Raw genomic sequence first — 12,627 nt, forward strand, 5'->3', positions numbered from 1 at the left:
CGTAACGCCGTTCTACATTCAGGGCTAGAGTCTGACCGGCAGATTCGTAACAGCATTCCGATAAGTGGAACAGGTGGGAGGACAGATGTCTGAGCCGGGACCACTGGACGGGATCGTCGTACTCGATCTCGCCACCCTCTTCGCAGGACCGCTCGCGGCGACGATCCTGGGCGACTTCGGCGCCGAGGTCATCAAGGTCGAGCATCCGCTGAAGGGGGACCCATCGCGCACCCACGGCCCCGCCAAGGACGGCCACGGGCTGTGGTGGAAGATGCTCGGTCGCAACAAGAAGGCCATCACCTGCGACCTCGGCTCCGATGAGGGAGCCGAGTTGCTGCGGGGGCTGGCCGCCGGAGCGGACGTACTCATCGAGAACTTCCGACCCGGGACCCTGGAGCGTTGGGGTCTCGCCCCGGACGTCCTACGGGAGATCAACCCCCGGCTGGTGATCGCACGTGTCACGGGCTTCGGCCAGTTCGGGCCGTACTCGAAGCGCCCCGGCTTCGGCACACTGGCCGAATCCATGAGCGGATTCGCCGCCGCCACCGGAGAACCAGACGGCCCGCCAACCCTGCCGCCCTTCGGTCTGGCCGATGGGATAGCGGCTCTCACCTGCGTCAACGCCATCATGATGGCCCTGCACCACCGACATGCCAACGGCGGCGACGGTCAGGTGGTCGACCTCGCCATCATCGAACCCCTGGTCACCCTGCTCGGCCCACAGCCCATGATCTGGGACCAGTTGGGGATCGTTCAGGAACGCACCGGCAACCGCTCGGTCAACAACGCCCCGCGCAACACCTACCGCACCCGCGACGGCCGTTGGGTCGCCGTGTCCACCAGCTCGCAGAACATCGCCGAACGGGTGCTCACCCTGGTCGGCCATCCCGAAGTCATCGACGAACCCTGGTTCGCCGGCGGGTCCGGTCGGGCACAACATGCGGACCTCCTCGACGGCTACGTCGGCGGCTGGATCGCGGAGCGCGACGCCGACGAGGTGATCAGCGCCTTCGAGAAGGCCCAAGCCGCGATCGCGCTCGTCTACGACATCCGTGATGTCTTCGCCGACCCCCAGTACCAGGCCCTCGACACCATCACCACCGTCGAGGACCCCGACCTCGGGCCACTGCGGATGCAGAACGTGCTGTTCCGGCTGGACCGGACGCCCGGTTCCATCCGTACGACCGGCGCCGCGAAAGGCGCACACAACCAAGAGGTCTACGGCAGCCGACTCCACCTGGCTCCCGAAGAGATCGATCGACTCCGTGTGAAGGGCGTCATCTGACCATGCGACTGATAGACCTCGCCCAGCCCCTGCGACGGGGGATGCCCCAGTCGCCCAACCATCCACCTTTCCGCATGCTCCTGGAACGCCGACACGGTGACATGGTCCGCACCGACGGCGGCTCGGCTGCCAACGAGATCATCATCACCGGTGGCCATGTGGGCACCCATGTGGATGCCATCGCCCATGTCTCCCAGGACGGACTGGTCCACGGAGGGCTCAAGCCGGACGGGATCACCAGCCACAACGGCTTCAGCGAACTCGGCATCGACGACTTCACGCCGTACGTCGGCCGTTGCGTACTGCTCGATGTGGCTGCCGTCCATGGTGTCCCCACCCTGCCCGCGGGCTACCAGATCACCCCGGACGACCTCGACAAGGCGGCAGTAGGACTCACCCCGCAGCCCGGGGACGTCCTGCTGATCGGAACCGGCTGGTCCCGGCTGTGGGACGAAGGAGCGTCCTTCATCGGCCACGCCGACGGAGTTCCGGGCCCCGGAGAAGCCGCCGGCCGCTGGCTCGCCGAACGCCGCCCCCGCGCCGTCGGCGGCGAGACCATCGCCTTCGAGCACCTCGCACCCGGCGAGGGCCATGCGACCCTGCCCGTCCACCGCGTCCTGCTGGTGGAGTCCGGCATCAACATCGTGGAGACGATGAAGCTGGACGAACTGCTGGACAGCGGAGTACGGGACTTCACCCTGGTCCTGAACCCGCTGAACGTCGTCGGCGCGACCGGTGCCCCCGTGCGGCCCCTGGCGGTGATCGGCGATGAGTGAAGTGATCACGACCGACCGGAGTTCGCTGACCGCCGTCCAGCAGTTCGCGCACTTCGCCGTGGAGTGCCGGGACAAAGGACTTCCGGAACCGGTCGCCGAGGACGTGACCGGCCGGGTGCTCGACGTGGTGGGCAACTGCCTGGCCGGCCGCGCCGAAGGCGGCCCCGCCGAAGCCGTCCTGGAGACCGTCCGCGGCTGGGGCGGCACACCGCAGTCAAGCCTCTTCGGCGCCCCGGACCGGCTGCCCTCCCCACAAGCCGCCCTGGTCAACGGCACTCTTGCCCACACCCTGGACTTCGACGACACCCACTTGCCCTCCGTACTGCACCCCAGCGCCTCCGTGGTCCCCGCCGCCCTCGCCGTCGCCGAGGAGGTCAGCGCGAGCGGTGAACAGTTGGCCGCGGCGGTGGCGGCGGGCATCGAGATCTGCAACCGCCTCGGCATGGCCTCGTACCGCCCGGACATCCGCAACTCCGTCTTCTTCGAGAAGGGCCAGCACGCCACCTCGATCTGCGGCACCCTGGGCGCGGCGGCGGCTGCCGCACTGCTCTACGGCCTCGACGAGGGCGGTGTCGCCGACGCCATGGGAGTGGCGGCGAGCATGGGCTCGGGTCTGCTGGAGGCCAATCGCACCGGGGGCACGGTCAAACGCATCCACTGCGGTTGGGCCGCACACGCCGGAGTGGCCGCAGCAGCGCTGGCCCGGGCCGGCATCACCGGACCGCCGACCGTGCTGGAGGGCCGGTTCGGCTTCTTCCAAGCCTGGCTGGACGGCACCTGCGACACCCAGGCCATGCTCGGCGGACTCGGTCAGCGCTGGGAGACACTGCGGACCGTCTACAAGCCCTACCCGTCCAACCACTTCACCCACCCGGCGATCGACTGTGCGCTGGCCCTGCGCCGCGAAGGTCTCGACCCGGCCGATGTGGCGTCGATCGAACTGGGGATGCCCGCACCCACCCTGCGGACGGTGGCCGAACCCAGGGAGCAGAAGATCCGGCCGCAGACCGCGTACCACGCCAAGTTCTCCGGCCCCTTCACCGTCGCCACCGCGCTGCTCGGCGGCGGTGGGCTCGGGGTCTACCTCGATGACTTCACCGAGGAGACGCTCAGCGATCCACAACGGCTGGCGCTCGCCGCCAAGGTCGTCTGCACGGTGGACGAGCGGGCCAGCGAGATTTTCCCCCATGCGTTCGCCGCGGTGGTACGGGTGCGCACCAAGGGCGGATCGGTTCTGGAGCAGCGGGTGGACTCCTCTCTCGGCGGGCCTGGCCAGCCCCTGAGCCGGGAGCAGTTGCTGACCAAGTTCCGGCTGAACGCCGCCCGAAGCCTGCCCGAGTCGGGCGTGGCACGGCTCCTTGAGGTGACCGGGCGACTGGCCCAGGCACCGGACGTACGCGCGCTGTTCCTATGATCGGGTGGTCGCCGACCGCACCAGGCCGCGCACAACACCGCCGGCGTGAAAGCGGTGAAGTCGGCGGCACCCCTCGACCGTCCGTGGTGGTATCAGTCCCACACCACGATCCCCCACCGATAAGGAAGCCGATGCCGACTGACGCCCCCGGAGCGGCAAGGGTCCGGAAGACGGAGACCGGCAGCCAGACCGCCGCCACCGTCGAACGATCCGCGGACGTCCTGCTGCTCTTCGCCGAACCCGGCACCATCACCCTCGGGGTGACCGAGATCGCCGAGCGGTTGGGGCTGTCCAAACCCACCGTGCACCGCATCCTCGCCGCCCTGCGCGTACGGGGGCTGGTCGAGGTCGACGAGGAGACCCGGCGCTACTCGCTGGGGCTGAGCACCATGCGGCTGGGGCTGGCCTACCTGGACCGGATCGATGTCCGCGCCCTCGCGGCGCCGGAGCTGGTACGCCTCTCACGCGTGACCGACGAAACGGCGACGCTCTCGATCCTGACCTCCGGGAGCCGGGTGTACGTGGACCAGGTGACCCCCAACCGAGAGGTGATCATGTCGGTTCGGCTGGGCATCCCCTACCCGCTGCACGCGGGTGCCTCGTCGAAGGCGTTCCTGGCATTCCTCTCCGACGATGAGATCGACGCCTACTTGGGCGAGGAACTCGCCCGACTCACCGAATCGACGGTGACCGACGAGGCCGCGCTGCGCAAGGACATCGCCACGATCCGCCGACGGGGCTTCGCGCAGTCCATCGCCGAACGCCAGTCGGGATCGGCTTCCGTTGCGGCCCCCCTCTTCGACCACCACGGCAGTCCGGTCGGGGTGATCAGCATCTGCGGGCCCCGTGAGCGGTTCCGGAGCGAAGCGAAACGCTGTGCGCAGGTGCTGCTGGAAGCGACCCAACGGCTCTCCGCCCAGATGGGGGCCACCACGCCAACGGCTCCGCGGTAGCCCCTCACGCTCCCTCGCGAGCGGTTCGATCGAGCATCTGTGACAGCGTCGGCGAGCAGTGGCGAGGGACGGGGGCGGTCAGCCCTGGGCGCTGGCCACCTGCACTTCGTCCATCGCCTCGGCCTGGTCGGCGAGATCGTCCGTCGTCGGTGCGTCGTCCTGGGTGAGCTTGAGGCGCCAGTAACCGGTGAAGGCCACGGCCCGCTTGTCGATGCCCCGGTCGTTGACCAGGTGCCGCCGTAGCGTGCGGACAGCCAAGGACTCCCCGGCGACCCAGGCGAACACCTCGCCCAAGGGGAAGTCCGCGGCCCGTACCGCATCCGCGAGGATCGTCGAGTGGCCGGCCGGCGTGCCACCGCGGTGGAGCCAGTGGACCTCGGCCTCGCCGACGGTGGTGAACTCCTGCTGTTCGGCCGGGCCGTCGACCTCGATGTAGGCGATCGCGCGCTCCCCCGGCTCCAATGCCTCGATCAGGGCACCGATCGCCGGTAGTGCGGTCTCGTCACCGGCGAGCAGTGTCCAGTCCCGCACTCCGGGGGTGCGGTAGTGGCTGACCGCGGGCCCGTACATGCCCACGACATCACCGGGTTCGGCCTGGGCGGCCCAACGGGAGGCCGGGCCGCTGTGGTCGCCTTCGCCATGGAGGACGAAGTCGATGTCGATCTCCTGGCGCACCGGGTCATGGCTGCGGATGGTGTAGCTGCGCATCCACGGCCGCTCGGCCTCGGGCATGGCCAGGTAGTCCCGGTACCAGCGGCCCACGTCGCCGTCGGCGGGCATCGGTGGGACGACCGGGGCTCGCCCCTCCTGTCGGGAGAAGAACAGCTTGGAGTGCTGATCGGGGCTGACATGGCTGAAGTCGGCCAGATCCTCACCGCCGAAGGTCACCCGCTGCATGAGCGGGGTGATGCGTTCAGTGCGGCTGACGTGCAACGCGGAGTACCTCAGTGTCCCGGCCACGGGTCCACCCCCAGAGTTCAGTAAACAATAAGGCTAGGCTAACCTCATTCGCTGATCATCGGGACTCCCGGCCCCCGTCCATGCGGGGCATCACACTGCCCGTGCGGTGCGGGAGACGATGAACGGGGGGGCGGACCATCGAGCGATACCGCAGGTCAGACGGCGCCTCGCGGCCGATCATCAGATGTGCCGATGCATCGACATCCACATCGAACGAGTTCGTACGGGTCACCTGGCATTGGGCGACGACCGAAGCGCGCACAACAGACGGTGTTGGGTGGGCCCGTGAGGTGCACGGGCCCACCCAACGCCGCAACCGTCAACCCAACACCGCAACCGTCAACCCGACTGCCGCCGGTGATCGAACCGCGGCCCGGACCGGCAAGGTGCTCGACGGCGCACGACCCGGGCCGCTACTCCGCGAGCTTGGCGACCGTCGGTTCTATCTTGCCGAGCAGATACGCCGTGTTCGCCGGGTTCGGCAGGAGCACCACGTACGCCGTGCCCATGTCGAGGCTGGCCAACCGTCCCTTCTTGGTGAGGTCGAGCGCTCTCACCAGGGCATGGTCCTTGATCTTCGGGTCCCTGAAGAGCAGGAACGCGATGTCGGCCGCATCGAGGCGGTCGAGTTCCTCCAGGCTGAGCGCCGCACTCCCGGTGGGGCCGACATCACCCGCGAGGGCCGCGAACTCGGCCGGCACCACGAGACCGAGTCGTGCGAAGAAGCGGTTCACCTGTGCATCCGGAGTGACCAGCAGATAGGCGTTGTCGGGCAGGGCCTGCCCGAACAGCGCCTTCTTCCCCTTGGCCGCTGGGTGCTTGGCCACGAAGTCGGCGATCGCGCGCTCCGATGACGCGATCAACTCGGTTGCCGCCTTCTGCTCACCGAGGAGTTCACCCATGAGGCGGGTGGTCTCCGTGGGGTCGTCCTGGGCGAGTTTGGTGCGGTAGCCGAGAGTGGGCGCGATCGCACTCAACTTGGAGTAGGCGTCCTGGTACGTCGGCTGGCCGGAGGTCATCAGGATGAGATCGGGACGCAGCGCGGCGATCTTCTCCACATTGGGCTTGGTCTCGTCGAGGACGGCGACCTCTTCGTCGAGGGGCGGGGTGACGGCGGGGAAGTTCCGCCCGTCCGCTCCGCCCGAGAACTTCAGCGCGCCGACGATCGGAGCACCCAGCGCCCGGGCCAACGCGACATCGACATAGCCGAGGGCCACGACCCGCTTGGGCTTGGACGGAACGACGGTCTTGCCCTTGGCATGGGTGATGGAGACCGGATAGGACCCGGCCGCCCCGGCCTTGCGGGAATCCGTCGGATCGTCGCCGTCGGCGTCGCCGCAGGCGGTCAAGGCGAGAGCGAGGGCGAGCGTCGCCGCGATGAGCGCCGAGAACCTGCGGCGGCTCCGGTCGCCCCGGTTGGGAGTGTGAGGGGTGCGGGAGAGTGGCTGCACGTGGTCCGTGCTTCTCGATGTCCAACCCGTGGAGTGCTTCACTAAGAACATTTTGGCGAGGCTAACCTAACTCTCGACTCAAGTGGCAGCAATGTCAGGGCTGTTGACACACCGTCAACTCCGTTGACCGGTCGCCTTGTGTTGTTCCCGCAGCTCGGGCCCGACCCTTTCACCGGCGGCTGCACCCGCTTGGACACCTGTCGCAACCCGTCGTGGCGCTGTCGTACGGGCATGGAGAAGGCACGCGGCACAGACGAGGAACCCATGTGTCCCGAGCGTCCGCGCGGGACACCGACCGGCCGCTTCGGCTCGGCGCCGCCCCACCCCGCCGTGGCGCTGATGACCGCATCGGCACTGCGTCGCTCGGCCCGCGCCGATGCCTGGACGACCGGTGAACGCGCCGCTCCCCGGCACGGTGAGCCGTACCGGGGAGCGGGCAGGAGCACGGGGACGGCGAGGGGGTGGGCAGCCCCAGGCGAGGAGGTGGGCAGCCCCAGGACTGTCCCGTGATCCCCCGTTGGGCACTCAGTCCCTAGGCGGGCAGGGTGATCGCGTACGCCTTGCGGAGCGTCTCGTGGACGGTCCAGGTCGTCCGGTCGCCCCGGCTCAGCACCCCCAGGTCACCCGGCCCGACCTCAAGGGTGGGGCCGCCCTCGATGTCGATCGTGGCACGGCCGCTGACGACGACGAAGAGTTCCTCCTCCTCGACATCGGTGACCACACCGGGGGTGATCTGCCAGATACCACGCAACTGCCGGCCGTCGGTCGACTCCCACAGGAGCTTGCCGCTGACCTCGGGAGTGCCGGAGACGATCTGCCCGGGATCGAGCGGGTCGGGGTCGAGCGAAGCGTCGGGGATGTGCACGGAGAAGCTCTGGTCCATGGCCGGGGCGGTGCCTTTCCTTGCGTACGGTCGTGCCGGATTTCGGCGCACTCGGGAGTGTTGCTGCATTACTGGGCTGACCATCTCATAACCATGTGATAGGTCCGAGATGCACCCCTCCCCCGTCGACCCGCACGGCCGGTGGCAACCGACCAACCCGCGCGGCCGGTGGCAACCGATCCGCCCGGCCGGTGGCGCCACCGATCCGCCCGGGCTTGCCGCCTCAGCCTCGATCCGGCCCGGTCGCCACCGGCCGCGCGGGGTCCTGGGTCCAGTGCGACCAGGACCCCGCGTACAGCGCAGGAGTGAATCCGGCGAGCTCCAGGGCGACGGCCTGGTGTGCGCCGGAAACCCCGGAGCCGCAGTAGACCCCGACTTCCGCGCCGGCCTCGGCGCCGAGCGCCTCGAAACGGGAGGCCAGCCGGGCAGCGGGCAGAAAGCGGCCCTGCTCGTCCACGTTCTCGGACGTGGGTGCGGACACCGCCCCGGGGATATGACCCGCCACCGGGTCGATCGGCTCCACTTCGCCTCGATAGCGCTCGGCGGCACGGGCATCGAGGAGCACCCCTGAGCGGGCCAGTGCCGCGGCCGAATCCGCCGTCAACAGTGGTAGCGCGCCCGGCTCGGGCGCGAAGTCACCCTCGGTCGGCTTGGGCGTCTCGCTCTCCAACGGGCCTTCCCAGGCGGCGAGCCCGCCGTCCAGCACCCGCACCGACTGGTGGCCTGCCCACCGCAACAGCCACCACGCCCGCGCCGCACCCCATCCTTGCGCGGCGTCATAGGTGACCACCGGAGCCCCGGCCGAGACCCCGGCACGCCGCATCGCCGCACCGAAAGCTTCGACGTCGGGCAAGGGATGACGGCCGTCGACCCCGGGCGGGGAGGCCAGTTCCGCGTCCAGATCGATGAAGACGGCACCGGGAATGTGCCCGGCGTCGTAGGCGTCCCGACCGTGGGGGCCTCCCAACTGGTAGCGGACGTCGAGGAGGACGGGCGGCTGCTCGCCGGCCAGTTCAGCAGCGAGATCGGCGGCGGAGATGATGGGATTCATGCCGGCCATCCTCGCTCACCGCCGACGCCGCAGAATGCCTCCGAAACAGATCTGCAATGACAAATCCGGCATGCTGGGGAGGCAACCCGCCAAAAGCGGCGCGGCCAGGGCGCACTGAGCGCCGGGGGATGGAACCATTCGCTCGGGGCGCACGCCCTTTCCACACGACGGCGCGCACCCCGTCCCCCCGTACGGCCACCACGATGGTCCGAGGAGAGAGTGACGATGACCGAGGCAACTCGGCGCACACCTGGCACACCCTGCTGGGTGAGCTTGATGGTGCATGGCCTTGATGAGATCCAGATGTTCTACGGCGAGCTGTTCGGATGGGAGTTCGCCCCCGGGCCGGGCCAACTCGGCCCCTATGTGCGCGGGCTCCTCGACGGCAAGGAGGTCGCGGGTATCGGACGGCTACCCGCGGACCGTCAACTGCCGATCGCCTGGACGCCCTATCTGTGGACCGATGACGCCGACGCGAGCGCGGAGTTGGTCAGATGCAGCGGTGGCACCGTGGGCGTGGGCCCGTTGGACGCGGCCGATGCCGGCCGGATGGCGATCGTGACCGATCCCGCGGGTGCGGTGTTCGGTCTCTGGCAACCGGCGAGTCACCACGGAATCTCGCTGCACGGCACCCACGGCACCCCGGTCTGGCACGAGTTGTTGACCTCGACGACGACGTCGGTGAGCAAGTTCTACGAATCGGTCTTCGGCTACGAGACCCGGGCGGACACATCCGTCGCACCGGAAGAGGGGAGCCCATCGGACGAGGAATACGATCATGTGACGCTGCTGCTGGACGGTCGAGCGGTTGCGGCGCTGCACGGAGTGGGCCGCACCCTGTCGCGGCGGCGCGGTACCGCCTGGATGACGTACTTCCAGGTCGAGGACACCGATCGCAGTGCCTCCCAGGTGATCGAACTGGGCGGGCAGGTGATCACTCCGCCCTGGGACGGCCCGCACGGTCGCACGGCCACCGTGTCCGACCCCGAGGGTGCCGTGTTCACCCTCGTACGGTTGCTGCCCTGACGCCGCACTAGGGAGACGGCCCGTGGGCGCGGCACGCGGTGCGGCCGGGGCTGCGGGTGGGTGAAGCTCAAGGGTCGGTTCCGGGGACGGTGTGAAACGCCTTCGGAACCGACCCGGAGTGCGCGGCACGAAGCGCTCGCCCCAGCAGTGATCAGCGGTGTCCGGCGGTGGCGTCCCGCTGTTCGCCCCCGGTGACCGGTTCGGCGGGCGCCACGAAGGAGTGCGTGGACGTCGGAGCGGTGTCCACGGGCAGGACGTCCGGGGAGAGCGCCGCAGCCCGGGCGCTGGCTGCCGTCATCCGACGTCGGTGGTGGCGTCGGCACAGCACCTCGTAGCCGACCTCCCCGGCCATCCCGTCGGCGTTGACATCTCCGATCACCACCAGCGCGCCTTCGACCACCATCAGCCCGCCGACCGTACGGGCGTTGTGCGTGGCCCTGGCTCCGCACCAACACAGGGCTTCCACCTGGAGGACCTCGATGCGGTCGGCGAGTTCCACCAGGCGTTGGGAGCCGGGGAAGAGCTTGGAGCGGAAGTCGGTCGTGATGCCGAAGGCGAAGACGTCCAACTCCAGGTCGTCCACCACCCGGGCCAGTTGGTCGATCTGCTCCGGGGCGAAGAACTGTGCCTCGTCGGCGATGACGTAGTCGCAGCGTCCGCCCTGGGAGAGTCGGTCGACGAGGTGGCCGTAGAGGTCGAACCCCTCGGCGGCCTCCACCGCGTCGGTGACCAGTCCGAGCCGGGAGGAGAGCTTTCCCTCACCGGCACGGTCGTCCCGGGTGAAGATCACGCCCTGGAGGCCGCGCGCCGAACGGTTGTGCTCGATCTGCAGAGCCAGGGTGGACTTTCCGCAGTCCATGGTTCCGGAGAAGAACACCAGCTCGGGCATGGCGGAGTGAGGACCTTTCAGGTCTGTGGGGTGATGGACGCGTCATGGGTGGTGCGATGGGAACGTACGGGATCGGGTACGGGGTCAGGTGCGGACTTCGAGGAGGGGCACCAGTTGTTCGGTGGCGGTCATCGAACCGTGCATCCCCACCATCGCCGACTCGTTCGGCTCGTTGACGGATGCGGTGATCGCCACATCGGTGCAGGCCGCGGCCACCACATCACCGATGCGCCCGATCACCCGCTCGTCGACCGAAGGCCCGAACCAGCCTGCCGTCACGGCCTCTTCACGACTCGCGACCCAGAAGCGGTCGCCGAGTACCTCACGCCAGACGGCCAGGACGTCGGACTGGGCTCCGGGAACCGCGTACACATGACGGGCTCGTCCCTCGCCGCCCAGGAGGGCGACACCTGCGCGCAGCTCCCAGTCCTCATCGAAGTCGATCCGGGACTCCTCGTCGAAGGGAATGTCGATCATGCCGTGGTCGGCGGTGACGTAGAGCGCCGACCGCGGGGGCAGTTGCTCGGCCAGACGCTGGACCAGCCGGTCGACGTACATCAGTTGGCCGCGCCAGGCATCGGATTCGATGCCGAAGCGATGCCCCTTGCCATCGACTTCGCTGTAGTACGTGTAGACCAGCGAGCGATCGGCGGCGCCCAACTGCTCGGCTGCCAGATCCATGCGTTCCTCGCCGCTGAGCCGGCCGTGGAACGTGCCGCCGCTGAGGGCGATCTCGGTGAGCGGGGTGTGCTCGAATATGGGGGACGAGACCTGCGCGGTGTGCACCCCGGCCTCGTGCGCGCGCTGGAAGACGGTGGGGTACGGCTGCCAGCTGCGTGGATCGGTGTACGGCTTCCAGCGCAACTGGTTCATCAGCCGGCCGCTCTCGGGGTCCCTGACCATATAGCCGGGCAGACCGTGCTGGCCGGGCGCGAGACCGGTGCCGATCGAGGCGAGGGACGTCGCCGTGGTCGCCGGGAAGCCGACGGTGATGGGCTGCCCGGTGGCACCTCGCGAGCTGGCGAGTAGCGAGGTGAGATAGGGCGCTTCGTCCGGGTGGTCCTTGATCTGCTGCCAACCGAGACCGTCGATCAAGAAGACGCAGTTACGGTCGGCCGGGACGAGCTCTCCCATGAGCCGGGAGTACCCGGGGACGCCTTGACCTGCGACGAGAGTGGGGAGGAGATCGGCGAGCGATCCACGGCCGTACGCGGGTACGGGTGCCGTGTCGATGGCGAGCGGCGCCGGATCGTCGGGCCAGAGCGCTTGGGGCGTGTGCTGCACCATCAGCGACCGGTCGCCCGGCCGGAGGGTGCGGACGCCGTGGCCGCGGTCGCCTCGGACAGCGCCTGGGCGAAGACCAGGGTCTGTCGGACGGTGTCGGGGCCGTCGCCCGCTTCACTGACGCGCAGGCTCAGATCATCGGCGGTGGAGTTGCCGGTGTAGCCGTGGTCGGCTTCGCAGTTGGGGTCGCCGCAGGCGGCGGGCTCCAGGTCGAGCCGGGCGACCGCGCCCCAGCCGATGGTCAGGACGACCTCGCGGGGCAGGGTGCCTGGAGTGTAGGACTCGGGGTTGGCCACCACCCGGCTGACCACGACCGAGGAGATCCGATCGAGTTTCACGGACTCGGTCGAGGTCGTGGCGTAGGGCGTGGGGGAACTGGAGTCGGCCGTCTGCTCATCGGTGTGGCTCACGATGAAGCGATGGCTCGTCAGGACGAGGACGGTGACATGACGCCGTACTTCGTTGGCGTCGAAGGTGGTCTCCTGGTGCACCAGGTACGAACCGATCTGCTCGCCGCCGACGGCGGCTTCCACCGCCTCGGCCACGAGAGCCGGGTAGTAGCCGCTGCGCTCGATCGCCGCGCGCAGCCCCTGGGTCGTCGTACCGGTCTTCGCCATGCGGTCCATCCTACGGGGCCAGTGGGGGGTCAAGCGTT

General features: G+C 69.0%; 13 protein-coding genes. 6 read left to right on the plus strand and 7 right to left on the minus strand.

Annotated features, from left to right (window positions below; translation table 11 throughout):
- Positions 1–85: 85 nt before the first annotated feature.
- The 4 genes from ACFXJL_RS17150 to ACFXJL_RS17165 all read left to right on the plus strand — a co-directional run bounded on the left by ACFXJL_RS17150 (position 86) and on the right by ACFXJL_RS17165 (position 4,428).
- Positions 86–1,285 (plus strand): CoA transferase, encoded by a 1,200-nt coding sequence (locus ACFXJL_RS17150; RefSeq protein WP_358878960.1) that lies wholly within the window; start codon positions 86–88, stop codon positions 1,283–1,285.
- Between the two features lie 2 nt (positions 1,286–1,287).
- Positions 1,288–2,061: a cyclase family protein gene (locus ACFXJL_RS17155; RefSeq protein ID WP_384633235.1), complete on the plus strand. Its 774-nt coding sequence runs from the start codon at positions 1,288–1,290 to the stop codon at positions 2,059–2,061.
- Positions 2,054–3,475 carry an MmgE/PrpD family protein gene (locus ACFXJL_RS17160; protein WP_384633238.1) on the plus strand — a complete coding sequence of 474 codons (1,422 nt, stop codon included), beginning with the start codon at positions 2,054–2,056 and terminating at the stop codon, positions 3,473–3,475. Before ACFXJL_RS17155 ends, ACFXJL_RS17160 begins: the two co-directional genes overlap by 8 nt.
- A gap of 131 nt (positions 3,476–3,606) precedes the next feature.
- The gene (locus ACFXJL_RS17165; RefSeq protein WP_358878957.1) at positions 3,607–4,428 is read left to right on the plus strand and encodes an IclR family transcriptional regulator; all 822 of its coding nucleotides are present in this window, start codon (positions 3,607–3,609) and stop codon (positions 4,426–4,428) included.
- Between the two features lie 78 nt (positions 4,429–4,506).
- Here ACFXJL_RS17165 and ACFXJL_RS17170 read toward each other — a convergent pair whose 3' ends face one another.
- Both ACFXJL_RS17170 and ACFXJL_RS17175 read right to left on the minus strand, forming a co-directional pair.
- On the minus strand, positions 4,507–5,388 hold the full coding sequence (locus ACFXJL_RS17170) for a siderophore-interacting protein (protein ID WP_384693132.1): 882 nt from the start codon (positions 5,386–5,388) through the stop codon (positions 4,507–4,509).
- A 413-nt stretch (positions 5,389–5,801) separates the two neighbouring features.
- Entirely contained in the window at positions 5,802–6,839 is a 1,038-nt protein-coding gene (locus tag ACFXJL_RS17175) for an ABC transporter substrate-binding protein (RefSeq protein ID WP_384633241.1), read from the minus strand.
- 231 nt (positions 6,840–7,070) lie between these two features.
- Here ACFXJL_RS17175 and ACFXJL_RS17180 point away from each other — a divergent pair, with 231 nt between their 5' ends.
- Positions 7,071–7,349 (plus strand): hypothetical protein, encoded by a 279-nt coding sequence (locus tag ACFXJL_RS17180; protein ID WP_384693136.1) that lies wholly within the window; start codon positions 7,071–7,073, stop codon positions 7,347–7,349.
- A 22-nt stretch (positions 7,350–7,371) separates the two neighbouring features.
- On the opposite strand, the gene ACFXJL_RS17185 is transcribed toward ACFXJL_RS17180, so the two are convergent.
- Both ACFXJL_RS17185 and ACFXJL_RS17190 read right to left on the minus strand, forming a co-directional pair.
- Positions 7,372–7,722, minus strand: a complete 351-nt coding sequence (locus tag ACFXJL_RS17185; RefSeq protein WP_358878953.1) for a cupin domain-containing protein — start codon at positions 7,720–7,722, stop codon at positions 7,372–7,374.
- A 223-nt stretch (positions 7,723–7,945) separates the two neighbouring features.
- Positions 7,946–8,773: a sulfurtransferase gene (locus ACFXJL_RS17190; RefSeq protein WP_384633244.1), complete on the minus strand. Its 828-nt coding sequence runs from the start codon at positions 8,771–8,773 to the stop codon at positions 7,946–7,948.
- Positions 8,774–8,998: 225 nt separating this feature from the next.
- On the opposite strand from ACFXJL_RS17190, the gene ACFXJL_RS17195 reads away from it, so the two are divergent.
- Entirely contained in the window at positions 8,999–9,799 is an 801-nt protein-coding gene (locus ACFXJL_RS17195; RefSeq protein WP_384693141.1) for a VOC family protein, read from the plus strand.
- 151 nt (positions 9,800–9,950) lie between these two features.
- Here the strand turns inward: ACFXJL_RS17195 and ACFXJL_RS17200 are convergent, their stop codons facing one another.
- The 3 genes from ACFXJL_RS17200 to ACFXJL_RS17210 all read right to left on the minus strand — a co-directional run bounded on the left by ACFXJL_RS17200 (position 9,951) and on the right by ACFXJL_RS17210 (position 12,589).
- Complete coding sequence (locus ACFXJL_RS17200) at positions 9,951–10,688, minus strand: thymidine kinase (RefSeq protein WP_358878950.1); 738 nt, start codon at positions 10,686–10,688, stop codon at positions 9,951–9,953.
- A gap of 84 nt (positions 10,689–10,772) precedes the next feature.
- Positions 10,773–11,975, minus strand: a complete 1,203-nt coding sequence (locus tag ACFXJL_RS17205) for an alkaline phosphatase family protein (protein ID WP_384693145.1) — start codon at positions 11,973–11,975, stop codon at positions 10,773–10,775.
- Positions 11,975–12,589 (minus strand): DUF5998 family protein, encoded by a 615-nt coding sequence (locus tag ACFXJL_RS17210; RefSeq protein ID WP_329024026.1) that lies wholly within the window; start codon positions 12,587–12,589, stop codon positions 11,975–11,977. Before ACFXJL_RS17210 ends, ACFXJL_RS17205 begins: the two co-directional genes overlap by 1 nt.
- Positions 12,590–12,627 lie beyond the last annotated feature (38 nt).

It is taken from the genome of Streptomyces sp. NPDC059256 (assembly GCF_042753785.1).
Taxonomy (GTDB): domain Bacteria; phylum Actinomycetota; class Actinomycetes; order Streptomycetales; family Streptomycetaceae; genus Streptomyces.

Bases quoted from the DNA above. Each gene is read 5' to 3' on its own strand.
- ACFXJL_RS17150 (WP_358878960.1), top strand. From the start codon at position 86: ATGTCTGAGCCGGGACCACTGGACGGGATCGTCGTACTCGATCTCGCC.
- ACFXJL_RS17155 (WP_384633235.1), top strand. From the start codon at position 1,288: ATGCGACTGATAGACCTCGCCCAGCCCCTGCGACGGGGGATGCCCCAG.
- ACFXJL_RS17160 (WP_384633238.1), top strand. From the start codon at position 2,054: ATGAGTGAAGTGATCACGACCGACCGGAGTTCGCTGACCGCCGTCCAG.
- ACFXJL_RS17165 (WP_358878957.1), top strand. From the start codon at position 3,607: ATGCCGACTGACGCCCCCGGAGCGGCAAGGGTCCGGAAGACGGAGACC.
- ACFXJL_RS17180 (WP_384693136.1), top strand. From the start codon at position 7,071: ATGGAGAAGGCACGCGGCACAGACGAGGAACCCATGTGTCCCGAGCGT.
- ACFXJL_RS17185 (WP_358878953.1), bottom strand. From the start codon at position 7,722: ATGGACCAGAGCTTCTCCGTGCACATCCCCGACGCTTCGCTCGACCCC.
- ACFXJL_RS17190 (WP_384633244.1), bottom strand. From the start codon at position 8,773: ATGAATCCCATCATCTCCGCCGCCGATCTCGCTGCTGAACTGGCCGGC.
- ACFXJL_RS17195 (WP_384693141.1), top strand. From the start codon at position 8,999: ATGACCGAGGCAACTCGGCGCACACCTGGCACACCCTGCTGGGTGAGC.
- ACFXJL_RS17200 (WP_358878950.1), bottom strand. From the start codon at position 10,688: ATGCCCGAGCTGGTGTTCTTCTCCGGAACCATGGACTGCGGAAAGTCC.
- ACFXJL_RS17205 (WP_384693145.1), bottom strand. From the start codon at position 11,975: ATGGTGCAGCACACGCCCCAAGCGCTCTGGCCCGACGATCCGGCGCCG.
- ACFXJL_RS17210 (WP_329024026.1), bottom strand. From the start codon at position 12,589: ATGGCGAAGACCGGTACGACGACCCAGGGGCTGCGCGCGGCGATCGAG.